The sequence below is a fragment of the Bradyrhizobium iriomotense genome, from assembly GCF_030160715.1.
Taxonomy (GTDB): domain Bacteria; phylum Pseudomonadota; class Alphaproteobacteria; order Rhizobiales; family Xanthobacteraceae; genus Bradyrhizobium; species Bradyrhizobium iriomotense.
The window spans coordinates 377,917-403,460 of the sequence record NZ_BSOW01000003.1 but is presented as its reverse complement, the minus strand read 5'-3'; the positions used below and the strand labels follow the sequence as shown (position 1 = coordinate 403,460).

Here is a 25,544-nt window from a genome sequence, read left to right as displayed (position 1 = left end):
CTCCTCGCGTGCCGGTCGAGGCCGGCAGCAAATTCGAAAATCTCACATCGCGGAGCGCCCTGCCCTCACCGCGCGGGACGAGGCGCCGATGCCCGGCCTTTCCGGCCGGGCATGAAGAGCAGCGTTACTCGGCCGCCTCGGAGGTCGGCGCCGGTCCCATCTTGGAATTGTGCAGGTCGACGTTGAGGCCGAGCGAGCGCATTTCCTTGACCAGGACGTTGAAGGATTCCGGAATACCGGCCTCGAACGTGTCGTCGCCGCGCACGATCGCCTCGTACACCTTGGTACGGCCGGCGACGTCGTCCGACTTCACGGTCAGCATTTCCTGGAGCGTGTAGGCCGCGCCGTAAGCCTCGAGCGCCCACACCTCCATTTCGCCGAAACGCTGGCCGCCGAACTGCGCCTTGCCGCCCAGCGGCTGCTGGGTGACGAGCGAGTACGGACCGATCGAACGCGCGTGGATCTTGTCGTCGACGAGGTGGTGCAGCTTGAGCATGTAGATGTAGCCCACCGTCACCTTGCGATCGAAGGGATCGCCGGTGCGGCCGTCATAGACGGTCGACTGACCCGAAGCGTCGAGACCGGCGAGCTTCAGCATCTCCTCGATGTCGGCTTCCTTGGCACCGTCGAACACCGGCGTCGCGATCGGCACGCCATGGCTCAAATTGCGGCCGAGCTCGATCAGTTCGCCGTCGTTCAGCGTCTTGATCGTCTCATCCTCGCCGTAGATCCGCTTCAAGGTTTCCTTCAGCGGCTTGATGTCCTGCTTCGACAGATAGGCATCGACCGTCTGGCCGATGCGCTTGCCGAGGCCGGCGCAAGCCCAGCCGAGATGCGTCTCGAGGATCTGCCCGACGTTCATGCGCGAAGGCACGCCGAGCGGATTGAGCACGATGTCGGCATGGGTACCGTCCTCGAGGAACGGCATGTCCTCGATCGGCACGATCTTCGACACCACGCCCTTGTTGCCGTGGCGGCCGGCCATCTTGTCGCCGGGCTGGATCTTGCGCTTCACCGCGACGAAGACCTTGACCATCTTCATCACGCCGGGCGGCAGTTCGTCGCCGCGCTGCAGCTTCTCGACCTTGTCGAGGAAGCGCTGTTCAAGCCCCTTCTTCGACTCGTCGTACTGCTTCCGCATGGCCTCGATCTCGGCCATCAGCTTGTCGTTGGGCGAGGCGAACAGCCACCACTGCGACTTCGGATACTCCTCGAGCACCGCACGGGTGATCTTGGTGTCCTTCTTGAAGCCCTTGGGGCCCGCGATGCCCTGCCGTCCTTCGAGAAGGTCGGCGAGACGGCTGTAGACGTTGCGGTCGAGGATCGCCTGCTCGTCGTCGCGGTCCTTGGCGAGACGCTCGATCTCTTCCCGCTCGATCGCCAGCGCACGCTCGTCCTTGTCGACGCCGTGGCGGTTGAACACGCGCACTTCCACGATCGTGCCCTGCACGCCCGGGGGCACGCGGAGCGAGGTATCGCGGACGTCCGAGGCCTTCTCGCCGAAGATGGCGCGCAGGAGCTTTTCTTCCGGCGTCATCGGGCTCTCGCCCTTCGGCGTGATCTTGCCGACCAGGATGTCGCCGGCGCGCACTTCCGCGCCGATGTAGACGATACCGGCTTCGTCGAGGTTCTTCAGCGCTTCTTCCGAGACGTTCGGAATGTCGCGGGTGATTTCCTCGGGACCGAGCTTGGTGTCGCGGGCCATCACCTCGAATTCTTCGATATGAATCGAGGTAAACACGTCGTCCTTCACGATCCGCTCGGAGAGCAGGATCGAGTCTTCGAAGTTGTAGCCGTTCCACGGCATGAACGCGACCAGCACGTTCCGGCCGAGCGCGAGCTCGCCGAGATCGGTCGACGGGCCGTCGGCGATGATGTCGCCCTTCTTGACGATATCGCCGACCTTCACCAGCGGACGCTGGTTGATGCAGGTCGACTGGTTGGAGCGCTGGTACTTCATCAGGCGGTAGATATCGACGCCCGACTTGGTCGGATCGAGATCTTCCGTCGCGCGGATGACGACGCGGGTCGCGTCGATCTGGTCGATCACGCCCGAGCGGCGCGCCGCGATGGCAGCACCCGAGTCACGCGCAACCACGCCTTCCATGCCGGTGCCGACGAACGGCGCCTCGGCGCGAACCAGCGGCACCGCCTGGCGCTGCATGTTCGAGCCCATCAGCGCGCGGTTGGCGTCGTCGTTCTCGAGGAACGGGATCAGGGCTGCGGCGACCGAAACGAGCTGCTTCGGCGACACGTCCATGTAGTCGACCTTGTCGGGCGTCACCGGCAAGACTTCGCCGGCGTGACGGCAGACCACGAGATCCTCGGTGAAGCGGCCCTTGGCGTCGAGCGGCACGTTGGCCTGCGCGACGGTGTAGCGGCCCTCCTCCATCGCCGAAAGGTACACGACCTCGTCGGTGACGCGGCCGTCCTTCACCTTGCGATAGGGCGTCTCGACGAAGCCATACTTGTTCACGCGCGCAAAGGTCGCGAGCGAGTTGATCAGGCCGATGTTCGGACCTTCCGGCGTCTCGATCGGGCAGATGCGGCCGTAATGCGTCGGATGCACGTCGCGCACCTCGAAGCCGGCGCGCTCGCGGGTCAGACCGCCCGGTCCGAGCGCCGAGAGACGGCGCTTGTGGGTGATCTCCGACAGCGGGTTGGTCTGGTCCATGAACTGCGAGAGCTGCGAGGAGCCGAAGAACTCGCGCACCGCGGCAGCCGCCGGCTTCGCGTTGATCAGGTCCTGCGGCATGACCGTGTCGATGTCGACCGAGGACATGCGCTCCTTGATCGCACGCTCCATGCGGAGCAGACCGATGCGGTACTGGTTCTCCATGAGCTCGCCGACCGAGCGCACACGGCGGTTGCCGAGGTGGTCGATGTCGTCGATCTCGCCCTTGCCGTCGCGCAGGTCCACCAGCGTCTTGATGACGGAGAGGATGTCTTCCTTGCGCAGCGTGCGCTGGGTGTCGGGCGCATCCAGGTCGAGACGCATGTTCATCTTGACGCGGCCGACCGCCGAGAGGTCGTAGCGCTCGGCGTCGAAGAACAGCGACTGGAACATGGCCTGCGCCGATTCCAGCGTCGGCGGCTCGCCCGGACGCATCACGCGGTAGATGTCGAACAGCGCGTCCTCGCGCGTCATGTTCTTGTCGGCCGAGAGCGTGTTGCGGATGTAGGCGCCGACATTGACATGGTCGATGTCGAGCAGCGGCAGCTCCTTGTAGCCGTGCTCGTTGAGGGCCTTCATCAGCTTGTCGGTGATTTCCTCACCGGCCTCCGCATGGATCTCGCCGGTCTTGGGATTGACGAGGTCCTCGGCGACGTAGTTGCCGACCAGCTCCTCATCGGCCATGCGCAGCGCCTTCAGCCCCTTCTCCTGGAGCTGGCGGGCGGCGCGCACGGTGAGCTTCTTGCCGGCCTCGAGCACGACCTTGCCGGTGTCGGCGTCGATCAGGTCGCTCGTCGTGGAATAGCCGCGGAAACGGTTGGCGTCGAACGGAACGCGCCAGCCTTCCTTGGTCCGCTTGTAGAGGATGCGCTTGTAGAAGGTGTTGAGGATCTCCTCGCCGTCGAGCCCGAGCGCGAACATCAGCGACGTCACCGGAATCTTGCGGCGACGATCGATACGCGCATAGACGATGTCCTTGGCGTCGAACTCGATGTCGAGCCAGGAGCCGCGATACGGGATCACGCGGGCGGCGAACAGCAGCTTGCCCGAGGAGTGGGTCTTACCCTTGTCGTGGTCGAAGAACACGCCGGGCGAACGGTGCATCTGGGAGACGATGACGCGCTCGGTGCCGTTGACGATGAAGGTGCCGTTCATCGTCATGAGCGGGATGTCGCCCATGTAGACGTCCTGCTCCTTGATGTCCTTGACCGACTTCGCGCCGGTTTCCTCGTCGATATCGAACACGATGAGGCGCAGCGTCACCTTGAGGGGCGCAGCGAAGGTCATGCCGCGCTGGCGGCACTCGTCGACGTCGTACTTCGGCGGCTCGAACTCGTAGCGGACGAACTCCAGCATCGAGGTACCGGAGAAGTCCGAGATCGGGAACACCGAGCGGAACACCGCCTGCAAGCCCTCATCCGGCCGCCCGCCCGTGGGTTCGTCGACCATCAGGAACTGGTCATAGGACGCCTTCTGAACCTCGATGAGGTTCGGCATCTCGGCGACTTCCTTGATGTGTCCGAAAAACTTGCGAACGCGTTTGCGACCGGTGAATGTCTGCTGCGCCATCGTGGCCTCTCATTTCGGCGCCCGCTCTGGGCGCGCCTTCCGGGACACGGCTGCCACCGCTCCCCGGGTTGAATTTTTCGAACCCGTTTTGAGGATCAGAAACCCAGTCTCGGACCGTCCAAGTCCTGAACTGTTCTTCAGACTTTCAAAACGCAAAACGACGCGCGGGGCGCAATGGCGCACCCGCCCGTCACAACGATAGTCTTCACGGACTGCAAAAGCCCGAAATAGCCTGCTCTCCCAACGGCTTGCGGGAAACTCCGCCTTCCACGCCCACCGTGCTTTCGTGCTGCCGACCCGATATGGGGCGACAATAGTAGAGATTCGAGGGGTAAGTCCTCAAATCCCCACACTTTTTCGTGTTCGGCCTGCGTCGGGATGTCCCGTCGCACGCCTCTTGCATTCAACCCGCCCGCCGCGACCGGGACCGGCCATCGACCTTCGGGCCAAGATCCCGGGTCTCAGCTTGCGCTTGCCCGGGATCCCGCTCCAGCAAGCTGCGCTTACTTGAGCTCGACCTTCGCGCCAGCCTTCTCGAGCTGGGCCTTGATCTTGTCGGCTTCTTCCTTGTTCACGCCTTCCTTGACGGGCTTCGGAGCGCCTTCGACGAGGTCCTTTGCTTCCTTCAGGCCCAGGCCGGTGATGGCGCGGACTTCCTTGATGACCTCGATCTTCTTGTCGCCAGAGGCAGCGAGAACGACCGTGAACTCGGTCTTCTCTTCGGCCGGAGCGGCGGCAGCGCCACCAGCAGCCGGGCCGGCCACTGCGACGGCGGCAGCGGCGGACACGCCCCACTTCTCTTCGAGGAGCTTGGCGAGTTCAGCGGCTTCGAGCACGGTGAGGCTCGAGAGGTCGTCAACGATCTTCTGCAAGTCAGCCATTGTTCTGTTTCCTTAAGTGTAAGTCTGGTTCGGGTTTGAGTTTTGCGAAGGGCGTCAGGCCGCTTCGCCCTTTGAGGCATGAGCCTGAATGACGCGTGCGAGCTTGCCCGCCGGCGCGTTCGCGAGCTGGGCGAGCTTGGTCGCCGGAGCCACGATGAGGCCGACGATCTTGCCGCGCAGTTCGTCAAGCGACGGCAGCGAGGCAAGCGCCTTCACGCCGTCGACATTCAGGACGGTCTTGCCCATCGAGCCGCCGATGATGACGAACTTCTCGTTCGCCTTGGCGAAATCGATGGCGACCTTCGGCGCCGCTACCGGATCGTTCGAAGTCGCGATCACGGTCGGTCCCTTCAGCATGGGGCCGATGGCAACGACGTCAGTGCCTTCAAGAGCAATTTTGGCGAGACGGTTCTTCGAGACCTTCACCGAGGCACCCGCCTGCTTCATCTGCTGGCGCAGCTTCTGCATTTGGGCAACGGTGAGGCCGGAATATTGAGCAACGACCGCGACGCTCGTGGTCTTGAAGACCTCATTGAGCTGTTCGACCGCTTCCTTTTTTGCCGCTCGTTCCACAGCAAGCTCTCTCCGGTTGGCGGTCGTCGCGCGAAAGGCGGGACCGCCGGGTTGCACCCATCGTCCCACCCAAACCTGAACCTCTGGGCCAAAACCCTTCGGACACGCCGGGCAAGACGACAATTCAAAGCCTGCCCTCCCGGAACCCTTGTGGGGCCCTCGGGGTGTCGAGGTCCGAACCAAACCCATTCCGAGCCGCCCCAGGGGTGGCTGCGAAGTGAAATCCGGTCTTCACCCGTCTATGCAGGCCATGCGATTAAGCCGTTGGGAAATCGAGATTTCCCGCGGGCGCCTGCAGTCTTGGACAGGACAAGGCCAGCCGGCATGCCGGTTGACCTCTGCCCGCATTCCACCAACTTGATGAGGTTTCCTTCCTTTTCGGGCAAATCCTTGCGGAGTCCTGAGAAGGAATGATCTCCTATCGTGTCGGGTTTTCGGAATGCGTGCACGGACACGCCAGCTAAGGCCAGCACGTCCGGAGGCGGTTCTTTAACCGCTCTTGACGGCCTTGCCAAGAGCAAAATTCACACCAGTTCCAAGCGATTGCCCGGCGCGCTTGACGCGGCCAGAAAGGACCGATTTAGGCTGTTTTGACCGCATATGGCAGCCTCTGGCCGGCGAAGAACGCGGTCAGGTTCGCCAGCACGCAATCCTGCATCGCGATGTGCGATTCCAGGGTGTGGCCGCCGATATGCGGGGCGAGCACCAGGTTTGGCAGCGCCGTCAGCGCATCCGGCGCGTGCGGCTCCTTCGCATAGACGTCGAGGCCGGCGCCGGCGATGGTCTTGTCGGTCAGCGCCGCCACGAGGGCCTTCTCGTCGATCACCGAGCCGCGGGCGATGTTGACGATGTAGCCATCCTCGCCCAGCCGCTCGAGGATGTCGGCGTTGACGACGTGATGCGTCTCGACGCCGGCGCGGACCGCGATCATGAGCACGCTGCACCAATCGGCGAGCGCCTCGAGCGAGGAGAAATATTGATAGGGCACGTCATGGCGGGTGCGGCTGAAATAGCCGACCTCGCTCTCGAAGGCCGCGCAGCGTGCGGCGATCTTGCGCCCGATCTCGCCCATGCCATAGACGCCGACGCGGCGGCTGGGGAGGCCTGCCTGCGGCCGCATCATCGGCGAGGGTTTTGACGCGGCCCAATCGCCGCTGCGGACGTATTGATCCGCAACCAGGATCCGGCGGGTGGCGGCGAGCATCAAGGTCATCGCGATATCGGCCACCGAGGCCGCATTGGCGCCGGGGCTGTGGCCGACCGCGATGTTGCGCGCGGCCGCCGCCTTCAGGTCGATGCCGTCATAGCCGGTGCCGTAGCAGACGATCGCACCCAGCTTCGGAAAGAGATCCATCGCACCTGCGCCGAGCGGCGTGCCGCCGGCGGTGAGCAGCGCGCGGATGCCACCTAATGCGCCGCTGGAAAACACCTCCTGCGCCGGCTTGCCGGCGGTGTCGAGCAATTCGAACCGCTCGGCGAAGCGCGCCATCATCGCCTTCGGGAAACGCGAGTAGATCAGGACCTTGTCAGCCATTGTTATTGTTTCCCGTGAACGACGCCCCACAAATGGAAGGGGCGGAATCGGTTGCCCAATTCCGCCCCTGTCCGCATCTCTTGATCTTTTGCCTTAGCCGAGGATCGTGCCCGGCTCGACCTTCACGCCCGGGCCCATGGTCGAGGACACCGCGACGCGCTGGATGTAGGTGCCCTTGGAGCCTGCCGGCTTCGCCTTGGCGACGGCATCGGCCAGCGCCTTGACGTTCTCGACCAGCTTCTCCTCGGAGAACGAGGCCTTGCCGACGCCGGCCTGCACGATGCCGGCCTTCTCGACACGGAACTCGACCGAGCCGCCCTTGGCGCCCTTCACGGCGCTGGTGACGTCCATGGTCACGGTGCCGATCTTCGGGTTCGGCATCAGGCCGCGCGGGCCGAGCACCTTACCGAGACGGCCGACCAGCGGCATCATGTCGGGGGTCGCAATACAACGGTCGAAGTCGATGGTGCCGTTCTGCACCTTCTCGACCAGGTCCTCGGCGCCGACTACGTCGGCACCGGCGGCCTTGGCTTCGTCCGCCTTCGCGCCGCGCGCGAACACGCCGACGCGCAGGGTGCGGCCGGTGCCGTTCGGCAGGTTCACGACGCCGCGGACCATCTGGTCGGCGTGACGGGGATCGACGCCGAGATTGATCGCGATCTCGATCGTCTCGTCGAACTTCGACTTGGCGCGCTCCTTGACCATCTTGATGGCGTCCGCGAGCGGATAGAGCTTCTCGCGATCAACGCCCTCGCGGGCCTTCTTCAAACGCTTTCCGATTGCCATGGCCGCTTACCCCGCAACTTCCAGACCCATCGAACGGGCGGAGCCCTCGACCATCTTCATGGCCGATTCAATGGTGTCGCAATTCAGGTCCTTCATCTTCTTCTCGGCGATCTCGCGCACCTGCGCCTTGGTCACCTTGCCGGCCTTGTCACGGCCCGGCGCCTTCGAGCCGGACTGGATCTTGGCGGCCTGCTTGAGGAAGTAGGACATCGGCGGCGTCTTCATCTCGAATGTGAAGGAACGGTCCGCATAGATGGTGATGATCACCGGGATCGGGGTGTTCTTCTCTTCCTTCTGAGTCTGGGCGTTGAACGCCTTGCAGAACTCCATGATGTTGAGACCGCGCTGACCAAGCGCGGGACCGATCGGGGGCGAAGGATTCGCCGCACCGGCCGGGACCTGAAGCTTCAGGTATCCGGTCACTTTCTTTGCCATGTATCACTCCTGTTGTGCCGGCCCGAGGGCCAGCGGTTTCAGGTTCGTGGTCTGGGTCGGGTGCGGCTGGCGACCGCCCTCTCCCTCCCACGGCCTATTTTCGCGCAAAGCCTGGGCCTCGCGCGTACTCGGTCAGACCTTCTCGACCTGACCGAATTCCAGCTCGACCGGCGTTGCGCGGCCGAAGATCGACACCGCGACCTTCACGCGCGAGCGCGCCTCGTCGATTTCCTCGACGACACCGGAGAACGATGCGAACGGGCCATCGGCCACGCGCACGTTCTCGCCGATCTCGAACGACACCGATGCCTTCGGCCGCTCCACGCCCTCCTGCACCTGGTGCAGGATGCGCATCGCCTCGGCTTCCGAGATCGGCATCGGCTTGTTTTCCGCGCCAAGGAAGCCCGTGACCTTCGGCGTGTTCTTGATCAGATGAAACGCCTCGTCGGTCAGCTTCATCTTCACCAGCACGTAGCCCGGGAAGAACTTGCGCTCGGCGTCGATCTTGCGGCCGCGGCGCACTTCCGTGACCTTCTCGGTCGGCACCAGCACCTGCTCGAAGAGCTCCTCGAGGCCGCGCTGCTTGGCCTGCTCGCGGATCGATTCTGCGACCTTCTTCTCGAAGTTCGAGTACGCGTGGACGATGTACCAGCGCTTGTCGGACGATTGAGTTGCTGCGGCTGTTGCCATCAGTGAATGCCCAAAAGAAGGGTGACGAGGTAGCGGATGATCTGGTCGGCGGCGAAGAAGAAGATCGACGCCAGGGCAACCATGACGAACACCATGATCGTGGTTATCGTCGTCTCGCGACGGGTCGGCCAGGTGACCTTCGCGGTCTCCGAGCGCACTTCCTGCAAGAACTTGAACGGGCTGACTGCCATCGTTGATGTCCAACGTCCGTCGTGAGACGAGAAAAGATTTAAAGGGATCCGAACAGCCGCCGTCTGCCCAACCCTCTTCGCTTGAAGGATGAGCCGGAAACCGGGCTCGATTGTTCGGGGATTTCAAGGCCGCGCCGGAGATCCGCGTCTAACGGGCCGGCTGCAGGTGGCGGGTATCTACTGCGGATGGGGGCAAAGGTCAAGGTGCGGGCAGCCCGTCCCGTCTGGCCCAATTCCCAGGCAGCCGTACGAGAGCCGATCAGGATCAAGGGCTTATCGGGCCGGGATGAAGCGCCATTGGAGCTTCGAACCGGCCATCGCAAGGGCGACGCCAAGGGGTGGGCATGCCCCCCCGAGGAGACGACCATGTTGAAGCCTCTCGCCGCTTTGACGGCCCTGATTGCCACCACCGCGCTGACCATTATCGGTGGATGACCGCCGTGACCGCCCTCTTGGTGCTGGCTGCGCCTGCCGCCCGCGCTGCCGGCCTGTCGCCGAATCTCAGCATCCACACCACCGCCGTGAACACCACGACGCTGGCGCCGGGGCGCACATATAATGGCTATCCGTCCTACAAGCCCCCGCCGGCCGCCTATGGCGGGCCGCGCCCACCCCGTGGCACGACCAGCTTCAGCTCGAACAGCCAGTTCGACGACTCCACCGGCAACCTCAATCCCGGCGGCGGCGGTTCAGGCACGCCGACGGTCAAGGAGCTCAATCTGCAATAATTGGACTGCCCCGCTTCACGTCTGATTCTATCGGATTTGGCTGGCAGACTTAGCTGGCCTGTCCGCCCGGTCACCGCCCCCGGTGACCACCCGGACACGGCGCCGACTTGACCGCCACCCGCGTACCCGTCACGCCATGGATTTTGTGTTTCTAATCGGCCACGACCGCGCGTTATGATGGCCGAGTAGCCAGTCACAGTTTACCTGGAGTGGCAGCCATGATGGAGAACGTTGTAGCCGGATGCGTCGTCGCGGTTTTGATTGTCATTGGCTTACTGGCCTACGCCCAAGAGCACCATGACTGCCAGCACGGGCGCCTGCTCAGATCCCTTGAGCACTGCGGAACGGCCAGCCCTTCAATATAGGCGTGGGACCGAAGCCCCGCTTGTCACCGCTCGGCCGGCGGGGGTGCGCTGCCAACCGATGCCGGTTGCGCTTCCTGTGCGATCGGCGCCCGCGCTTCATTGGGTCCAGCTCGGGTCCGAGTTCTCGAGTTGTTCGGGATAAGCTGCCGCCACATGATTGATCTAGCTGGCAGGAGTGGCAGGGCTCGAACCTGCGACCCCCGGTTTTGGAGACCGGTGCTCTACCAATTGAGCTACACTCCTACGGACCTGCGTCGCCACGGGTCAGGCCGCTTTCAAGCACAGGGGGCGGCCAGTTTGCAAGGGAGAAGCGCAAGCGAGACGCTTGTTCACACCGCGACTTCTGGGTCACAGTTCATCCTGAGCCAGAACAACAACCCGGGAGTGACCATGAGCGCTCAAGCCGCCTCGAAGCCGAAAATCGCGACGCCAACCCCGCCTTTGCCCGAGGCCAGGCCCGAAACGCTGGGTCTGTCGCGCCCCCGCCTCCAGGCGATGTCGGATGCTTTCAAGCGCGAGATCGACAAGGGAACCGTTCCCGGCGTGACCGTGCTGGTGGCGCGCCGCGGCCAGGTCGGCTGGTTCGAGGCACTGGGCCGGCAGAGCCCAGCGGCTCCGGCGCCGATGGCACATGATTCGATCTTCCGCACCTTCTCGATGACGAAGCCGATCGTGTCCGTCGGCATTATGATGCTGGTCGAGGACGGCCACATCCTGCTCGGCGACCCCGTCGCCAAGTACATCCCCGAATTCGCCAACCCGAAAGTCGGCGTCGTCAGCGGTGGCAAGCTCGAACTGGTTCCGGCCCACCGTCCGATCACGGTCCAGGACCTGCTCCGCCACACCTCCGGCATCACCTACGAGCATCAGGGCGATGGCCCCGTGCACAAGCTCTATCAGGTGTCCCGCGTTCGCAGCCGCAAGATCACCAACGCCGAGCACGCCGCCCTCGTCGCGAGCTTCCCGCTGGTCTGCCAGCCCGGCGCGGAGTTCAACTACAGCCGCTCGACCGACATTCTCGGTCGCATCATCGAGGTCGTCAGCGGCAAGCCGCTCGGCGCCTTCCTGAGCGAGCGCGTCCTCGGCCCCCTTCAGATGACCGAGACCGGTTTTTCGACCAGCGAAGCCAACGCCGGCCGCCTCGCCGAGCCTTTCCCCGCCGATCCCTGGACCGGCGACAAGATCGTCCTCTTCAACATGCTGGAGCGGCCCGTAATGGAATCCGGCGGCGGCGGTCTGGTCTCGACCACCATGGACTACGCCCGCTTCGCGCTGATGCTGCGCAACGGCGGCACGCTCGATGGCGCGCGCATCATCGGCCGCAAGACGCTGGAGCTGATGGCCTCCGATCACCTCGGTCCGAACGTGAAGACCAACGGCACGCTGCTCGCACCAGGCCACGGCTTCGGCCTCGGCTTTGCCGTGCGCACCGAGCCCGGCATCGCGCCGTTCCCGGGCAGCGTCGGACAGTTCTTCTGGAGCGGCATCGCCGGCACCTTCTTCTGGATCGACCCGAAGGAGGATTTGGTCGCGGTGTTCATGAGCCAGGGCCCGGGACAGCGCGACTACACGCGGACCTTGGTGCGGAATCTGGTGTACGCGGCGGTGGAGTGACACGACGCTGCCGCAACATCCTCGGTGTCATGCCCCGCGAAGCCGGGGCATTCAGTACTCCGCGGCGCCAGTTCGTTCACCCAACGACTTCCTCTGGGATACTGGATCGTCCGCCTTCGCGGACGATGACGCCAGTGTGTGGGTTAAGCCCTGCCCTTCCCAATCAACTAATCGTCGCGCCGCCGTCGATGACCATGGTCTGGCCGGTCATGAAGTCGCCGGCCTTCGAACCGAGGAACACGGCGGCGCCCGCGATCTCGTCGGGGATGCCGATGCGCAGCAGCGGCGAGCGCGAGGTCGAGGCCTTCAAATTCTCCGGATTGTCCCACAGCGCCTTAGCGAAATCGGTCTTGATCAGGCCAGGCGCGATGCAGTTCACGCGGATGTTGTGCTTGCCGTATTCGCAGGCCAGGTTCCGCGCGAGCTGCATGTCGGCGGCCTTGGAGATCGCGTAGGCGCCGAGGATGGTCGAGCCCTTGAGGCCGCCGATCGACGAGACGATGATGACCGAGCCGTCCTTGCGCTCGATCATCTGCGGCACCACCATCGAGATCAGCCAATTGTTGGCGACGATGTTGTTGTCGAGGATCTTGCGGAACTGATCGTCGGAGATGCCGGCGAGCGGGCCGTAATAGGGATTCGAAGCTGCGTTGCAAACCAGCACGTCAATCTTGCCGAAGGCGCGGTTGCTCTCGTCGACGAGGTTTTGCAGATTCTCTTTCGAGGAGATGTTGGCGGCGATTGCGACCGCCGTCCCCTTGCCGAACCTGTCGTTGATTCCCTTCGCCACCTCCTCGCAGACGTCGGCCTTGCGCGAGGAAATCACGACCTTGGCGCCGTGCTCGGCCATACGCTCGGCGATCGCAAGCCCGATGCCGCGCGTCGATCCCGTGATGACGGCGACTTTTCCCTTCATGTCGAACAAGGTCATGTTTCTCTCCTAGATTTGACGACGTTGATTTGATCGCAAGCGTGAGGCGCGGCCGCGCTCGGCGGCAATGGCTCACGCGAGCTTCTTGACTTCCGGCCCCGCGGGCTGATGCATCGCGTTGTGCCTGTCGTCCGCGATCCATGGCTGCTGGTTCACCATCGGCAAGCGCCAGACGGCGCGCTCTGGCGTCGTGAAAAGATCGAGCCGCGTCACCGAGCAATTGTCGATGTCGAAGGACAGCCCCTTCTCGGGCTCGCCGCCGAGCGCGAGCCCCAGCGCCGCCTTGATCGTGCCGCCATGGGTGACGGCGATCACGTCCTGTCCCGCCTGCTCGCGATTGATCCGCTCGATGGTGCGGCAGGTGCGGTTGTAGAGGTCCATGAAGCTTTCGCCACCGGGCGCGGGCTCGTTGATGTCGGCGAACCAGCTCGAGCCTGCGGGACGGCTCGCGATGAACGCGGCGCGGTTCATGCCCTGCCACTGGCCAAGATTCTGCTCGGCGAAATCCGCTTCCCAAATCATGGTCGCGGGCTTCGGAAAGCCGGCCGCCCAGATCGCTTCCGCCGTCTGATGCGTGCGCATCAGATTGCTCGAATACCAGACCGCACTGCGCGGCAGGATCTTTGCGACCGCTTCGAACACTTCACTATCGCTGGTGTCGCAGGCGAGATCCTTCTGACCGTAGATGTTGCCGCCATCATTGCGCACCGGCGCGTGACGGACCCACCACCACCGCGTTGTGACGACCGTCGGCTTGTCTGAGCTCACAATCGAAACCCTTCCATCCCGTGTGATGTCGCTGTACGTCAGGAGCGAACGCGTCTCAAGACTTCAGCGTGTTTGAAATCTTGTTTGAAATTCCGTCGCGCGGCAAGCACTGCGCGTAAAGATAAGGAGTGAAACGCATGGGCCGCCTGCAAGGCAAATCCGTCATCATCACCGGCGCGGGCAACGGCATCGGCCGCGCCGCCTCGCTGCTGTTCACGAAAGAAGGCGCAAGACTGATCGCGGTCGATCGCACCGAGGGCGTGAAGGAGACGGTCGAGGAGATCAAGCGCGCCGGCGGCACGGCGGAGGCCATGATGGCCGACGCGGGTTCCGAGAAGGACGTCATGGCCGTCATCGACAAGGCGGTGAAGACGCACGGCCGGCTCGACGTGATCTGGGCCAATGCCGGCGTCTCCGGCGGGCTCGTGCCAATCGCGGAGCAGACGGTCGAGCATTGGCAGGAGGTTCTGCGCGTCAACCTGATCGGCCCCTTCCTTGCGGTGAAATACGCGATGCCGCACATGGTGCAGCAGCAATCGGGCGCGATCGTGTTGACGGCGTCGGTCGCGGGCCTCAAGGCCGGCGCCAGCGGCCATCCCTACGCCGCGAGCAAGGCCGGCGTGATCAGCCTGGTGCAGACGACAGCCTATTCGCTCTCCGGCACCGGCGTGCGCATCAATGCGGTGTGCCCCGGGCTGATCGAAACCGGCATGACGAAGCCGATCTTCGACCGTGCGAAAGAGCGCGGCACCGCCGACAAGATCGGCCAGCTCAATCCGCTCAAGCGCCCCGGCCAGCCGCACGAGCTCGCGGCAATGGGCTTGTTCCTGGCGAGCGACGAGGCGTCGTATGTGAATGGCCAGGCGTTCCCCGTCGACGGCGGCCTCACCGCCTCGATGCCGTACACGGGCAAGCCTGTCTAGCTCTCTCGTGCCCCGGACGCAGCGCAGCGCCTGCCTGGCGATGCGAAGCATCGTCCAATGCGATGCGCTGCTGAGCCGGGCCCATGCTTCTAACGACAGAACTGAAGTAGATCCTGGCTCTGCGGCGCCCGACGGCACACGCGATTGCCTTTTTTCGCAAATCAACCCCATGCAAAGGAGAAACGCGCGGTGAACCGGGGCAGCGGATTGCGCTGCATTCCATCCGGGATACCGGCAGGTGAATTGCCCGACGGGCGCCGCTTTTGGTATGGTTCGTGCAGGCGGCAGAGCCGCCACCCTCCCCTCCCAAGAATCCGGTAATGCCAAGCCAAAGACCCGACCGCATTCGCAAGCTGCTCACCGACCTCGTTGCCTTCGATACCGTCAGCGATCGTTCCAACCTTGCCCTGATCGCCTACATCGAAAGTTATCTCGCGTCCCTCGGCATCAGTGGGCAGCGGATCGTCGACGAGACCGGGCAGAAGGCCTCGCTCTGGGTCACCATCGGCCCGAACGACCGTCCCGGCTTCGTGCTGTCGGGGCATACCGACGTCGTGCCGGTCGCGGGCCAGACATGGACCCACGATCCGTTCAAGCTGATCGAGCGCGACGGCCGCCTCTACGGACGCGGCGCCACCGACATGAAAGGTTTTGTGGCGGTCTGCCTCGCCATGGTTCCGGACATGATCGAGGCCCGGCTCAAGACCCCAATTCACCTTGCGATCTCCTATGACGAGGAAGTCGGCTGCGTCGGCGTGCGGCCGATGCTGCGCGAGGTCGCCAAGAGGCCGGTCAAGCCGCTCGGCTGCTTCGTCGGCGAGCCGACCGAGATGAAGGTCATCATCGGCCATAAGGGCAAGCACGGCGTGCGCGCGACCTTCAGAGGCCTCGCCCGCCACTCCTCGATCGCGCCCGACGGCGTCAACGCCATCGAATATGCGGCCGAGCTGATCACCGAGATCCGCCGCCGCGCGGTGCAGCTTGCGGCAAGGAGATCACAGGACGGCCTCTACGACGTCCCGCACTCCACCCTGCTGACCAGCATCGTGCATGGCGGCGCCGCACTCAACATCGTGCCCGATATCTGCACGGTCGAGTTCGAATGCCGCGGGATCGGGATCACCGAGTCCAGGGAGGTGACTGACGCGATCGTCGCCTGGGCGAAGGCCGAGATCGAGCCTGCGATGAAGAAGCGCCACTCCGATTGCGGCATCGACTTCGAGGAGATCCTCGACTATCCCGCGCTCGACACCCAAGCCGACCTCGCGATCGTCACGCTCGCCAAAAAGCTCGCCGGCCGCAACGACCACGCCAAGGTTGCCTTCGGCACCGAAGCGAGCCTGTTTGCCAGCATGGCCGATATCCCGTCGGTCGTGATCGGTCCGGGCGCGATCGCGCAGGCCCACACACCGGACGAGTTCGTGGAGATGTCGGAGCTGGAGAAGTGCGGGGATTTCGTCGCGAGGCTGATCGCGCATTGCGCGACGGCGTAACCAAACTCTCCGTCATTGCGAGGAGCGAAGCGACGAAGCAATCTAGGAGGAGATACTCTGGATTGCTTCGCTTCGCTCGCAATGACTGCATCCCATAGCCCGCATGAGCGAAGCGACATGCGGGACCGCTGTCCCGGGTATCGCTTCGCTCACCCGGGCTACGGCACATCACTTCTCCGCCGCCGCCGTCTGCTTCGCGAGGCCTTCGGCAAACAGCTTCTCGAGGTTGTCGGCATAGCTGTTGAACTCACCCGGCACGACAAAGGGATTGGGCGCGCCGTCGGCGATCTTTGCGCGCTTGCCGGGCAAGTCGTACATTTCGGGATGCGGGGCAAGCAGGATATCCGGATGCTGCGTCTTCGACCACGCGAACGTCTTTCTGTAATCGTCGACGATGCCGGGATAGGTGATCCCCTTCCCGGCCAGCCTATTGAGCGACACCGTGGCGCTGCAGAAGAAGAGCACGCTTCGCGCTGCGTCCCCGTCCCTCGCGGTCGTGGTCCAACTCGTGCAGCCCGGCGTGTGTCCGGGTGTCTCGTGCGCGGTCAGCGTGACGCCGCCGATCGACACCGTATCGCCTTCACGAACGGCACGATCGACCTTGACCGGCGGAAACTTCAGGAGGTCCTCCTCTTCCTGGCCGGGATAGGCGCCGCCCTCCAGGAGCGGCTTGTCCTTTTCGCCGGCGATCATCTGTGCGCCTGAGTCCTTCTTGATCTCAGCCAATCCTCCGGTGTGATCGATATGCGCGTGGGTATTGATGAGATATTTGATGTCGGAGATCTTGAAGCCGAGCTTTGCGATGCTGGCCTCGATCTGCCCGGTCGCCTCGGGCATCGCGGTATCGATGAGGACGTGGCCCTGCGGTGTCGTGATCAGATAGGAGGCGAGCCCGTTGGTGCCGACATAGTAGATGTTGTCGATGACCTTGAATGGCTCCGTCGGAGCATCCCACTTTTTGACCATGTCGGCCATCAAATCCTTGAGGGTCTGCGCCTCCGCTCCGGTGACGGCCAGCAGCAGCGTGCTCGCAAGGACGATCAGGATTCGCATGCAAGTCTCCCGCTTCTTTTTATGCCGAAACGATAGAAGGTGCGGGCGGGTCACCGCAAACGGAAATCGCGGATCAGTCGCAAAATCACGTCAACAAAAGCGTGTATGCGCAAAACGGAGATATCGTGTCCCGGACGCGGTGCGGCACGAAGTGACGCGCCGCAGAGCCGGGACCCAGAGAGCCTTGGCGGCAGCAAGCGGATATGCAATCTTAGATAGCTCCATCTCCGCCTAACCATCACCTGGACATGCCCTTCTTCGTTTACATCCTAGCGAGCAAACGAAACGGCACCCTGTATGTGGGAGTCACCAACGACCTCGCCCGCCGAATGACCGAGCACAAGAACAAACTGGTTTCCGGCTTCACGCGGCAGCACGACGTAACTCTGCTGGTCTATTTCGAGTCCTTTGACTCATTGCTCGAAGCGCGGGCGCGTGAGCACTCACTGAAGCGTTGGCGGCGCGCCTGGAAGCTCAAATTGATCGAGCAACTCAATCCGAACTGGCGCGACCTCACGGACGAGTTAAATACTCTGGCGACGTGACTGGGTCCCGGCTCTGCGGCGCATCACTTCGTGCTGCACCGCGTCCGGGACACGAGAGCGTCGCAACTGAAAGAAAAAAGCGCGGTCCAACCGACCGCGCCTTCATCTCATTTACACCGCTCCCGCCTTCTGCGCGTAGTCCCATGACGCCTTCGACAGCGGCACGGTTCGCTTGGCGGATTCGAGCGCCTTGGCGTTGGCGGCGGTGCCGTCGCGGATCCGGCCCGCGATTCCCTGCGTGATGCCGGCGAGACGAAAGAGATTGTAGGAGAAGTACCAGTTGAGATCGGGCACGCTCATCCCGGTCGCGTTGCAATAGATCTCCGCCGCCTCTTCGAGGCTCGGGATGTTCAGCGCCTTGAGGTCGGCGCCTTCCAGTCCCGGCATGATCCATTGCATCAACAGATAGGTGAAGTCGGCCATGGGATCGCCGAGCGTGGACAGCTCCCAATCCAGCACGGCCTGCACGCGCGGTTCCGTCGCGTGGAAAATCATGTTGTCGAGTCGGTAGTCGCCATGGACGATCGAGACGCGCGCCTGCTCCGGCACGGTGCGCGGCAGCCATTCGGCGACCTTCTCGAACTCCGGAATGTGCTGCGTCTCGGATGCCCGATACTGCTTGGTCCAGCGGTCGATCTGCCGCGCAAAGTAGTTGCCGGGCTTGCCGAAATCACCAAGGCCGATCGCGGCGGGATCGAACATGTGCAGTTTCGCAAGCGTCTCGATCTTGCTGATGAATATCTGTCGGCGCGCCTCGCCCGTCTGGCTCGGCAGCGTCGGATCCCAGAACACCCGGCCCTCCTCCATCGACATGATGTAGAAGGCAGCACCGATGATGCTGTCGTCCTGGCAGAGCGCATAGGCTTTCGCGACCGGAAAGCCCTGCTTTCCAAGCGCTGCGATCACGCGATATTCGCGATCGACCGCATGCGCCGACGGCAGCAATTTGCCGAACGGCTTTCGGCGCATCACGTAGGAACGGCCGGGCGTGTCGAGCCGGTACGTCGGGTTGGACTGGCCGCCCTTGAATTGCAGGACGACCAGCGGGCCCTGATAGCCTTCGAAGTTCTCGCGCATCCAGTTCTCGAGCCGCAGCTCATCGAAACGATGCCGCTCCTCGACGGGCTTGGTGCCCGAGAACTCCTCGTCTTTCCTGACGCCGTCAGCCACGATGACGCTCCCTCTCTTCTCTTTGTCCGTCGTTCCGGGATGGTGCGTCAGCACCAGACCCGGAACCTCGAGATTCCGGCTTCGATGCTCACGCATCGCCCCGGAATGACGGTGGAGAGAGCCTTCGCGACCCTCCCATTAATGCTTGGGAGAGTTTGCATACTTCCGGATTTCAAGTCTGGCAATGGCGCGATTGTGCACCTCGTCCGGACCATCGGCGAGACGGAGCGTGCGGATGCCCGCATAGTCCTTGGCAAGGCCAGCTTCGTCGGAGACGCCGGCGCCGCCAAAGGCCTGGATCGCCTGGTCGATGATCTTCAGCGCCATATTGGGGGCTGCGACCTTGATCATGGCGATCTCGAGCTGCGCGGTCTTGTTGCCGACCTTGTCCATCATGTCTGCGGCCTTCAGGCACAGCAGGCGATTCATCTCGATATCGGTGCGCGCCTCGCCGATGCGCTGCTCCCACACCGAATGCTCGATGATCTTCTTGCCGAACGCGGTGCGCGACATCAGCCGCTTCACCATCTTCTCCAGCGCCTCCTCGGCCTTGCCGATGGTGCGCATGCAGTGATGGATGCGGCCGGGGCCGAGGCGGCCCTGCGCGATCTCGAAGCCGCGGCCTTCGCCGAGCAGGAGATTCGATGCGGGAACGCGAACGTTCTCCAAGAGCACCTGGGCGTGGCCGTGCGGCGCATCGTCGAAACCGAACACCGGCAGCATCTTCTCGACCTTGATGCCGGGCGTGTCGAGCGGCACCAGGATCTGCGACTGCTGCTGGTGCTTGGCGGCGTTGAGATCGGTCTTGCCCATCAGGATGGCGATCTTGCAGCGGGGGTCGCCGACACCGGACGACCACCATTTGCGGCCGTTGATGACGTAATGATCACCGTCGCGCACGATGCGGGTCTCGATGTTGGTGGCATCAGACGAGGCAACCGCCGGCTCCGTCATCAGGAAGGCTGAGCGGATCTCGCCGTCCATCAGCGGACGCAGCCATTTGCGCTTCTGCTCCTTGGTGCCGTAGCGGAACAGCACTTCCATGTTGCCGGTGTCGGGCGCCGAGCAATTGAACACTTCCGAGGCCCAGGAGATGTGGCCCATCTGCTCCGAGAGCAGCGCGTATTCGAGATTGCTCAATCCCGCGCCGTGGAATTCGTCGTCGTCATGCTCCTTGGACGGCGGCAAGAACATGTTCCAGAGGCCCTCGGCCTTGGCCTTCTTCTTCAGATCCTCCAGCACCGGAATGACTTTCCAGCGCTCGCCGCTGTGATCCTGCTGATTGTAGATGGGAACAGCGGGGCGCACGTGCTTGGTCATGAAGGACTGCACGCGTTCGAGCCATTCCTTCTGCTTGGGGGACATGTCGAAGTCCATGGGACGCTCCTCGTCTCTCTCTCTTTGAACAATCTTTTGTGCCGGACTGTCCTCCCGCCGCGCGCGGCCTGCAAGCCGCGAAAGCGGGGCTTGCGGGCCCTAACGGAACCCGACGCGCAGTTGCGAACGGATCCCGATTGCGGATTGACTTTTCCCGGCCTTCAAACGATAGTTTCATACAACTGTTTGAATTGCAACCCTTGACGCCCACCCTCGTCATTCCGGGGCGACGCGCCAGCGTCGAACCCGGAATCTCGAAGTTGCGGCGCGAGATTCAGGGTTCGCGACTTCGTCGCGCCCCGGAATGACGGGATCAAAGCCATGGCCAGCGATCAGACCAGATCTGCCATTCTCGCCGCCGCCGAGCGGCTCTACGCCGATCGCGGTTTTGGCGACGTGACACTGCGCGACATCGTCGCCGAGGCCAACGTCAACCTGGCGGCCGTGAACTACCATTTCGGCTCGAAGGACGAATTGATCGCCGAATTGTTCGTGACGCGGAGCATCGCGCTCAACCGCGAGCGCCTGGCGGAGTTGAAGGCAGCCGAAGAACAAGGCGGCGGTCGCCCGCCGATCGACGTGATCCTGCGCGCCCTCGTCGGCCCGACCCTGCGCGGCTGCCTTGGCCCTGCGAACCAGCGTTCCACCGCGGCGCGCTTCATGATCCGCGCCTCCATCGAATCCGTGCCGCCGATCCGCCGCATCAAGAACCGTGAGATCGACCATTTGCGCAAGTTTGCGGCCGCGATGCGCCGCGCGCTGCCCAACCGCAGCGACGAGGAAATCTATTGGGGCCTGCACTTTGCGCTGGCGATGGCGCACCACACCATTCGCGAGAGCGAGCGGCTGACCAAGCTGTCCGAGGGCAAATGCGACCTCGACGACGTCGACGGCATCATCGAGCGCGTGGTGGGGATGGCGGTGATGGGGCTGACGGCCGGCAAGGCGGAGAGCAAGACGCCGGCAAAGGTCGCCGCACGCTAAGGCGCGATGGCTTCTAAAAGCCGCGTCACATCATTGCGATACAATCGATCTCGACATCGAACGGGGCGAACCATTCGGGCGTGCAGACGAAGATCCGCGCCGGCGGATCGTTGGGGAAGTAGCGCGCATAAACCGCGTTGAAGGCGGCGAAGTGCCTGGTCGAGGTGCAATAGACGTTGCACTTCATGACGTTGTCGAGGCTGGCGCCGGCGGTCTCCAGGCACAGCTTCATCTGCTCCATGATGATCTCGCTCTGCCGCTCGATCGGCGCGGATGCGATCTCGCCGGTGTCGGGATCGAACGGCGGCAGGCCGGCCACAAAGATCATGTTGCCGGCGCGCGTCACCGGCGAGGTCGGCGCCTTCCAGCGGTCGAGAAAGGTCGAGATGGGCTCGACACGGAGCGCTTCGCGTTTCATGGGCGGACACCTTCGTCTGCAAACGTAACGGCAGCAGCCTACATGATCCAAGGGCTGCGACGTTTCGCTTAAGATCGAAGTATGCCCGCGGGGTTCCCGCTGGCTACATCCGCTGCGGCATCTCCTCGGCCTCTTCCTTTGCCAGCAGCAGCAGCATCTCGATGCCCATCTCGCCTTCCTGCGGCGAGCGGATGAACTTGATTTCGTCGGCAGCCTTTTGCAGCGCCGCGACGATCGCCACCGCCTGGTTGGCGGTCGCCGCCTCGGTCGCCAGAACCGCTTTCTGGTTCCTCACTTGATAGCCGATCGTGTAGGACATTTTCGTTCCCTCCCTGCCGAACTCCAGTTCGTCAGATGATGAGATCGAATACGAGTCCGGATTGCGACGAAAGCCGGGGCAACTACGGATCATCTGTGGACAAGGGAACGCCGGCTCTCCCCCACCCGCTGTCTCTCACCAGGTCACCTCGAATGTTCCCGTGCCAGCATAGCTCCGGCTATCGTTGGCGAGTTCGCCGGTGAAGCGTTCCGAGCACTGGCATGACTTGTACAACGGGGAGGCCGGACCGGGCTGAGCCGACATCTGAGGCGGTTAAATCCCGGGACGTTTCGAACTTGCCGCTGGCATACAGCGTCAAAGATGCGGTACCGATGATTCCGGCGGGGGCACATGCAGGACACAGAGCCGTTTCGGCGCGCGCACATCTCGACCCGTGACTTCCCGGAAGCCAAGCGGCTGCAGATGTGGCGGGAGGCTTATGGGCGCGGCATCGCCAATGTCGACATCGAACCGATCGGGGACCAGCCGTTCCACGCGGACGTGACATTCAACCTATTGCCCAATGTCAGCATCGCCGCCGGCTCGCGCTCACCGGCGCATTACCGGGTCTCCAAGGAGCTCGCCACACGGGGCAAGGACCTCGTCGCCATCAGCATGCTGCGCTCGGGCCGCGCCAGTGCGACCCAGTTCGGCAAGGAGCTGATCTCCGGCGTCGGCAGCGCCAGCGTGATCGCGCCGCTCGATCCCTCGACCAGCACCATGCTGACCGAGGGCAGCTTCATCACCCTTCTGTTCTCGTTGCCGGCCATTGCGCGGCTCGCGCCGCATTTCTCACGGGCGTTCGGCCGGCCGATCCCGAACAACAACGAGGCGCTGCGTCTCCTGACGCGCTATGTCGACATTCTCGGCGACCTCGACTCCTCGTCCGACCCGGCGGTGGCACGCAGCGCATCCGCGCACCTGATCGATCTCGCCGCGCTCGCGCTCGGCGCCAATGGCGATTACGCCGAGCTTGCTCGGCAGCGCGGCGGCACCGCGGCACGGCTGACCGCGATCAAGTCGGATATTCTGGCAGCGCTTGGTGACAGCGAGCTGTCGACCGAAGCGATCGCCGCGCGCCACGGCATCTCGCCGCGCTATGTGCGAAAACTGTTCGAGCAGGACGGCTCGTCGTTCTCGGCCTTCGTGCTGACCGAGCGTCTGGCAAAAGCCCAGCGCATGCTGGTCGACCGCAGGTACCGCCATCTCAACATCGCGCAGATCGCCCATGAAAGCGGTTTTGGCGATGTCTCCTATTTCAACCGCGTCTTCCGCCGCCAGTTCGGCAGCCGCCCCTCGGATCTCCGCGAGGCGGCCAAGTGCGTGTGGCGGGAGCAGCGGGGCTGACGGCGGGCGTCAGGCGAGCTCGAGCATGGCGCGCGCATCGTCCGGGGTCGCGACTGTCGCACCGAGGCTCTTCAAGATGCCCGCCGCATGCGTGACCAGCTCGGCATTGCTCTTCGCCAGCACACCCTTGGACATAAAGAGATTGTCCTCCATGCCGACGCGGACATGGCCGCCGAGCAGATAAGCCTGCGCGACCATCGGGAATTCGGCGCGGCCGATGCCGAAGCCGGACCAGATCGCACCTGATGGCAGGAGGCTGCGGGCATAGAACATCGTTTCCGGCGTGGCGGAGAAACCATATTTCACGCCGAGCACGAGCGAGAACAGGCCCGGTCCTTTCAGCGTGCCGTCGGCCAGGAGATCGCGCGCGAGGTGGCAGTCGCCGGAATCGAACAGCTCGATCTCCGGCAGCACGCCCACCGCCTTCATCCGCTCGGCCATGATGCGGACGTTGCGCGGGGTGTTGATCACGACCTCGCCGCCGGAGTTCATGGTGTTGAGGTCGAGCGTGCAGATGTCGGGTTTGAGCAGCTCGATGTGCTCGACACGCTTCTCCGGCTGGAGCAGTGTCGTGCCGGGACCTGCGACGCGAGGATCGTCGTGCGAGGGAACAAAACGTCCGCCCGGCCCGGTGGTGAGGTTGATCACGAGGCTCTTGTTATGGGCGCGGATCTTCTCCATCACCTCGCGATACAGATCAATCGACATCGACGGACGCCCGCTCGCGGGATCGCGCACGTGGATGTGGGCGATGGCCGCACCGGCTTCCGCCGCTTCCAGCGCAGACGTCGCGATCTGCTCGGGCGTGATCGGCAGATAAGGCGATTGCTCGGGCTTGGTGAGATTGCCGGTAATAGCGCAGGTGATGATGGTCTTGCCGGTGGTCATCGGATGCCGCCCTAAATCACGCCCTGCTTCTTCAACGCCTCGATCTTCTCCGCATCATAGCCGAGCTGTGCGCCGAGCACCTCCTGCGTGTGCTCGCCGAGCAGCGGCGGCGCGCGATAGTCGGTCACGGGGGTTTCCGAGAACGTCAGCGCGTTGCGGATCAGGGACAATTCGGGCTCGAAGGGATGATTGACCTTCACCCGCATGCCGCGCTCCTGGACGTGCGGATCGGCGAACACCTGCTCGAAATTGTTGATCGGACCTGAGGGCACGCCGGCCTCCTCCAGCTTTTCCAGCCAGTAGGCCACCGGCTTCTTCAGGAACAGGCCGGCGAAGATCGCCATGATCTCCTTGCCGTGCACGACGCGGTCATTGTTCCTGATGAAGCGCTTGTCGCTCGCAAGCTCGGGCTCGCCGAGCACGGCGCAGGTACGCTGGAACTGGCCGTCATTGCCGACCACCAGCATCAGCTCGCCGTCGGTGCAGCGGAACACGCCGGCCGGCATGCCGCCATTGCCCCAGGTGCCGCGGCGCGGCGGTGTCTTGCCGTTGACGAGGTAGATCTGGAGCCAGTGCGATAACGATGCGATGACGGTATCGAACAGGCAGACGTCGATGTGCTGTCCTTCCCCGCCATTGGCGTCGCGATGGTAGAGCGCCGAGAGAATCCCGATCGAGGTGTTCATGCCGGTCATGTAGTCGACGATCGACGGGCCGACCTTCATCGGGCCCTCGCCCGGCTCGCCGTCGATATGGCCGGTGACGCTCATCAGGCCGCCCATCGCCTGGAGGATGGCGTCATAGCCGGCGCGCGGCGCGTACGGACCGGTCTGGCCAAAGCCGGTCACCGAGCAATAGATGATGCGGGGGTTGATCGCCTTGATCGTCTCATAGTCGAGGCCGTAGCGCTTGAGATCGCCGACCTTGTAGTTCTCCATGAAGACGTCGACGTCCTTGGCAAGCTGCCGGATGATCTCCTGCCCTTCCGGCTTGGCGATGTTGACGGTGACCGACTTCTTGTTGCGGTTGGCGCAGAGGTAGAAGGAATTGTTGTTGTTCGCCTTGCCGTCGGGGTCGGCGAGGTAAGGCGGACCGAAGGCGCGCGCGTCGTCGCCCGTGCCCGGCCGCTCGATCTTGATCACCTCCGCACCGAGATCCCCCAGCATCTGGGCCGACAAGGGTCCGGCGAGCACGCGCGTGAGATCAAGGATCTTGATGCCTGAGAGCGGCAAGGCCGACATAAGGTTTCCTCCGGGAACTGGTGTTGGCGCGGCGGCCAAGGCCGGGC

Annotated in this window: 24 protein-coding genes and 1 tRNA gene; 7 read left to right on the top strand and 18 right to left on the bottom strand. The window is 63.6% G+C overall.

Features of this window, described 5'->3' with window-relative positions:
- Window positions 1-124: 124 nt before the first annotated feature.
- The 8 genes from rpoB to secE all read right to left on the bottom strand — a co-directional run bounded on the left by rpoB (window position 125) and on the right by secE (window position 9,333).
- Entirely contained in the window at window positions 125-4,243 is a 4,119-nt protein-coding gene (gene rpoB, locus QQL28_RS06345) for a DNA-directed RNA polymerase subunit beta (protein ID WP_284262345.1), read from the bottom strand.
- Between the two features lie 503 nt (window positions 4,244-4,746).
- Window positions 4,747-5,124, bottom strand: a complete 378-nt coding sequence (gene rplL / locus QQL28_RS06340) for a 50S ribosomal protein L7/L12 (protein ID WP_027520973.1) — start codon at window positions 5,122-5,124, stop codon at window positions 4,747-4,749.
- A gap of 54 nt (window positions 5,125-5,178) precedes the next feature.
- Window positions 5,179-5,697: a 50S ribosomal protein L10 gene (gene rplJ / locus QQL28_RS06335; RefSeq protein ID WP_283036052.1), complete on the bottom strand. Its 519-nt coding sequence runs from the start codon at window positions 5,695-5,697 to the stop codon at window positions 5,179-5,181.
- 580 nt (window positions 5,698-6,277) lie between these two features.
- Window positions 6,278-7,231, bottom strand: coding sequence for a 2-hydroxyacid dehydrogenase (locus QQL28_RS06330; protein ID WP_284262339.1), 954 nt, complete (start codon window positions 7,229-7,231; stop codon window positions 6,278-6,280).
- Window positions 7,232-7,324: 93 nt separating this feature from the next.
- Complete coding sequence (gene rplA / locus QQL28_RS06325) at window positions 7,325-8,017, bottom strand: 50S ribosomal protein L1 (protein WP_284262337.1); 693 nt, start codon at window positions 8,015-8,017, stop codon at window positions 7,325-7,327.
- A gap of 6 nt (window positions 8,018-8,023) precedes the next feature.
- The gene (gene rplK / locus QQL28_RS06320) at window positions 8,024-8,452 is read right to left on the bottom strand and encodes a 50S ribosomal protein L11 (RefSeq protein ID WP_011088164.1); all 429 of its coding nucleotides are present in this window, start codon (window positions 8,450-8,452) and stop codon (window positions 8,024-8,026) included.
- 132 nt (window positions 8,453-8,584) lie between these two features.
- Window positions 8,585-9,142 carry a transcription termination/antitermination protein NusG gene (gene nusG, locus QQL28_RS06315; protein WP_284262328.1) on the bottom strand — a complete coding sequence of 186 codons (558 nt, stop codon included), beginning with the start codon at window positions 9,140-9,142 and terminating at the stop codon, window positions 8,585-8,587.
- A complete protein-coding gene (secE, locus tag QQL28_RS06310) occupies window positions 9,142-9,333 on the bottom strand; it encodes a preprotein translocase subunit SecE (RefSeq protein WP_027520978.1) in 192 nt (63 codons plus the stop codon). The genes nusG and secE overlap by 1 nt, the downstream gene beginning before the upstream one ends.
- Before the next feature lie 440 nt (window positions 9,334-9,773).
- Here secE and QQL28_RS06305 point away from each other — a divergent pair, with 440 nt between their 5' ends.
- Window positions 9,774-10,061 (top strand): hypothetical protein, encoded by a 288-nt coding sequence (locus tag QQL28_RS06305; RefSeq protein WP_284262325.1) that lies wholly within the window; start codon window positions 9,774-9,776, stop codon window positions 10,059-10,061.
- 532 nt (window positions 10,062-10,593) lie between these two features.
- Here QQL28_RS06305 and QQL28_RS06300 read toward each other — a convergent pair.
- Window positions 10,594-10,669 (bottom strand) — tRNA-Trp (locus tag QQL28_RS06300).
- A gap of 147 nt (window positions 10,670-10,816) precedes the next feature.
- Here QQL28_RS06300 and QQL28_RS06295 point away from each other — a divergent pair.
- Window positions 10,817-12,040, top strand: a complete 1,224-nt coding sequence (locus QQL28_RS06295; RefSeq protein ID WP_284262323.1) for a serine hydrolase domain-containing protein — start codon at window positions 10,817-10,819, stop codon at window positions 12,038-12,040.
- 163 nt (window positions 12,041-12,203) lie between these two features.
- On the opposite strand, the gene QQL28_RS06290 is transcribed toward QQL28_RS06295, so the two are convergent.
- Together QQL28_RS06290 and QQL28_RS06285 are read right to left on the bottom strand one after the other, a co-directional pair.
- Complete coding sequence (locus tag QQL28_RS06290) at window positions 12,204-12,971, bottom strand: SDR family NAD(P)-dependent oxidoreductase (protein ID WP_284262321.1); 768 nt, start codon at window positions 12,969-12,971, stop codon at window positions 12,204-12,206.
- A gap of 72 nt (window positions 12,972-13,043) precedes the next feature.
- Window positions 13,044-13,742 (bottom strand): histidine phosphatase family protein, encoded by a 699-nt coding sequence (locus QQL28_RS06285; protein ID WP_284262517.1) that lies wholly within the window; start codon window positions 13,740-13,742, stop codon window positions 13,044-13,046.
- Between the two features lie 134 nt (window positions 13,743-13,876).
- Here QQL28_RS06285 and QQL28_RS06280 point away from each other — a divergent pair, with 134 nt between their 5' ends.
- Together QQL28_RS06280 and argE are read left to right on the top strand one after the other, a co-directional pair.
- Window positions 13,877-14,662 (top strand): SDR family NAD(P)-dependent oxidoreductase, encoded by a 786-nt coding sequence (locus QQL28_RS06280; RefSeq protein ID WP_284262319.1) that lies wholly within the window; start codon window positions 13,877-13,879, stop codon window positions 14,660-14,662.
- A gap of 320 nt (window positions 14,663-14,982) precedes the next feature.
- Window positions 14,983-16,155, top strand: a complete 1,173-nt coding sequence (gene argE, locus QQL28_RS06275) for an acetylornithine deacetylase (protein WP_284262317.1) — start codon at window positions 14,983-14,985, stop codon at window positions 16,153-16,155.
- 168 nt (window positions 16,156-16,323) lie between these two features.
- Here the strand turns inward: argE and bla are convergent, their stop codons facing one another.
- Window positions 16,324-17,208 carry a subclass B3 metallo-beta-lactamase gene (bla, locus tag QQL28_RS06270; RefSeq protein ID WP_284262315.1) on the bottom strand — a complete coding sequence of 295 codons (885 nt, stop codon included), beginning with the start codon at window positions 17,206-17,208 and terminating at the stop codon, window positions 16,324-16,326.
- Window positions 17,209-17,456: 248 nt separating this feature from the next.
- Here bla and QQL28_RS06265 point away from each other — a divergent pair, with 248 nt between their 5' ends.
- Window positions 17,457-17,753 carry a GIY-YIG nuclease family protein gene (locus QQL28_RS06265; RefSeq protein WP_284262313.1) on the top strand — a complete coding sequence of 99 codons (297 nt, stop codon included), beginning with the start codon at window positions 17,457-17,459 and terminating at the stop codon, window positions 17,751-17,753.
- A 111-nt stretch (window positions 17,754-17,864) separates the two neighbouring features.
- Here QQL28_RS06265 and QQL28_RS06260 read toward each other — a convergent pair whose 3' ends face one another.
- Window positions 17,865-18,923: a phosphotransferase family protein gene (locus tag QQL28_RS06260; RefSeq protein WP_284262305.1), complete on the bottom strand. Its 1,059-nt coding sequence runs from the start codon at window positions 18,921-18,923 to the stop codon at window positions 17,865-17,867.
- Window positions 18,924-19,061: 138 nt separating this feature from the next.
- Complete coding sequence (locus QQL28_RS06255; RefSeq protein WP_284262303.1) at window positions 19,062-20,300, bottom strand: acyl-CoA dehydrogenase family protein; 1,239 nt, start codon at window positions 20,298-20,300, stop codon at window positions 19,062-19,064.
- A gap of 321 nt (window positions 20,301-20,621) precedes the next feature.
- On the opposite strand from QQL28_RS06255, the gene QQL28_RS06250 reads away from it, so the two are divergent.
- Window positions 20,622-21,284, top strand: a complete 663-nt coding sequence (locus QQL28_RS06250; protein ID WP_284262300.1) for a TetR/AcrR family transcriptional regulator — start codon at window positions 20,622-20,624, stop codon at window positions 21,282-21,284.
- A gap of 25 nt (window positions 21,285-21,309) precedes the next feature.
- Here QQL28_RS06250 and QQL28_RS06245 read toward each other — a convergent pair whose 3' ends face one another.
- Both QQL28_RS06245 and QQL28_RS06240 read right to left on the bottom strand, forming a co-directional pair.
- Complete coding sequence (locus QQL28_RS06245; RefSeq protein WP_284262298.1) at window positions 21,310-21,702, bottom strand: RidA family protein; 393 nt, start codon at window positions 21,700-21,702, stop codon at window positions 21,310-21,312.
- A 103-nt stretch (window positions 21,703-21,805) separates the two neighbouring features.
- Entirely contained in the window at window positions 21,806-22,021 is a 216-nt protein-coding gene (locus tag QQL28_RS06240; protein WP_284262296.1) for a hypothetical protein, read from the bottom strand.
- 351 nt (window positions 22,022-22,372) lie between these two features.
- On the opposite strand from QQL28_RS06240, the gene QQL28_RS06235 reads away from it, so the two are divergent.
- Window positions 22,373-23,368 carry an AraC family transcriptional regulator gene (locus tag QQL28_RS06235; RefSeq protein ID WP_284262294.1) on the top strand — a complete coding sequence of 332 codons (996 nt, stop codon included), beginning with the start codon at window positions 22,373-22,375 and terminating at the stop codon, window positions 23,366-23,368.
- Between the two features lie 9 nt (window positions 23,369-23,377).
- Here QQL28_RS06235 and QQL28_RS06230 read toward each other — a convergent pair whose 3' ends face one another.
- Both QQL28_RS06230 and QQL28_RS06225 read right to left on the bottom strand, forming a co-directional pair.
- Complete coding sequence (locus tag QQL28_RS06230; RefSeq protein WP_284262292.1) at window positions 23,378-24,256, bottom strand: beta-keto acid cleavage family enzyme; 879 nt, start codon at window positions 24,254-24,256, stop codon at window positions 23,378-23,380.
- An 11-nt stretch (window positions 24,257-24,267) separates the two neighbouring features.
- Window positions 24,268-25,497 carry a CaiB/BaiF CoA transferase family protein gene (locus tag QQL28_RS06225; protein WP_284262290.1) on the bottom strand — a complete coding sequence of 410 codons (1,230 nt, stop codon included), beginning with the start codon at window positions 25,495-25,497 and terminating at the stop codon, window positions 24,268-24,270.
- Window positions 25,498-25,544: the final 47 nt, after the last annotated feature.

Bases quoted from the DNA above. Each gene is read 5' to 3' on its own strand.
- rpoB (WP_284262345.1), bottom strand. From the start codon at position 4,243: ATGGCGCAGCAGACATTCACCGGTCGCAAACGCGTTCGCAAGTTTTTC.
- rplL (WP_027520973.1), bottom strand. From the start codon at position 5,124: ATGGCTGACTTGCAGAAGATCGTTGACGACCTCTCGAGCCTCACCGTG.
- QQL28_RS06330 (WP_284262339.1), bottom strand. From the start codon at position 7,231: ATGGCTGACAAGGTCCTGATCTACTCGCGTTTCCCGAAGGCGATGATG.
- rplA (WP_284262337.1), bottom strand. From the start codon at position 8,017: ATGGCAATCGGAAAGCGTTTGAAGAAGGCCCGCGAGGGCGTTGATCGC.
- rplK (WP_011088164.1), bottom strand. From the start codon at position 8,452: ATGGCAAAGAAAGTGACCGGATACCTGAAGCTTCAGGTCCCGGCCGGT.
- nusG (WP_284262328.1), bottom strand. From the start codon at position 9,142: ATGGCAACAGCCGCAGCAACTCAATCGTCCGACAAGCGCTGGTACATC.
- secE (WP_027520978.1), bottom strand. From the start codon at position 9,333: ATGGCAGTCAGCCCGTTCAAGTTCTTGCAGGAAGTGCGCTCGGAGACC.
- QQL28_RS06295 (WP_284262323.1), top strand. From the start codon at position 10,817: ATGAGCGCTCAAGCCGCCTCGAAGCCGAAAATCGCGACGCCAACCCCG.
- QQL28_RS06290 (WP_284262321.1), bottom strand. From the start codon at position 12,971: ATGACCTTGTTCGACATGAAGGGAAAAGTCGCCGTCATCACGGGATCG.
- QQL28_RS06280 (WP_284262319.1), top strand. From the start codon at position 13,877: ATGGGCCGCCTGCAAGGCAAATCCGTCATCATCACCGGCGCGGGCAAC.
- argE (WP_284262317.1), top strand. From the start codon at position 14,983: ATGCCAAGCCAAAGACCCGACCGCATTCGCAAGCTGCTCACCGACCTC.
- bla (WP_284262315.1), bottom strand. From the start codon at position 17,208: ATGCGAATCCTGATCGTCCTTGCGAGCACGCTGCTGCTGGCCGTCACC.
- QQL28_RS06265 (WP_284262313.1), top strand. From the start codon at position 17,457: ATGCCCTTCTTCGTTTACATCCTAGCGAGCAAACGAAACGGCACCCTG.
- QQL28_RS06255 (WP_284262303.1), bottom strand. From the start codon at position 20,300: ATGGACTTCGACATGTCCCCCAAGCAGAAGGAATGGCTCGAACGCGTG.
- QQL28_RS06250 (WP_284262300.1), top strand. From the start codon at position 20,622: ATGGCCAGCGATCAGACCAGATCTGCCATTCTCGCCGCCGCCGAGCGG.
- QQL28_RS06245 (WP_284262298.1), bottom strand. From the start codon at position 21,702: ATGAAACGCGAAGCGCTCCGTGTCGAGCCCATCTCGACCTTTCTCGAC.
- QQL28_RS06240 (WP_284262296.1), bottom strand. From the start codon at position 22,021: ATGTCCTACACGATCGGCTATCAAGTGAGGAACCAGAAAGCGGTTCTG.
- QQL28_RS06235 (WP_284262294.1), top strand. From the start codon at position 22,373: ATGCAGGACACAGAGCCGTTTCGGCGCGCGCACATCTCGACCCGTGAC.
- QQL28_RS06230 (WP_284262292.1), bottom strand. From the start codon at position 24,256: ATGACCACCGGCAAGACCATCATCACCTGCGCTATTACCGGCAATCTC.
- QQL28_RS06225 (WP_284262290.1), bottom strand. From the start codon at position 25,497: ATGTCGGCCTTGCCGCTCTCAGGCATCAAGATCCTTGATCTCACGCGC.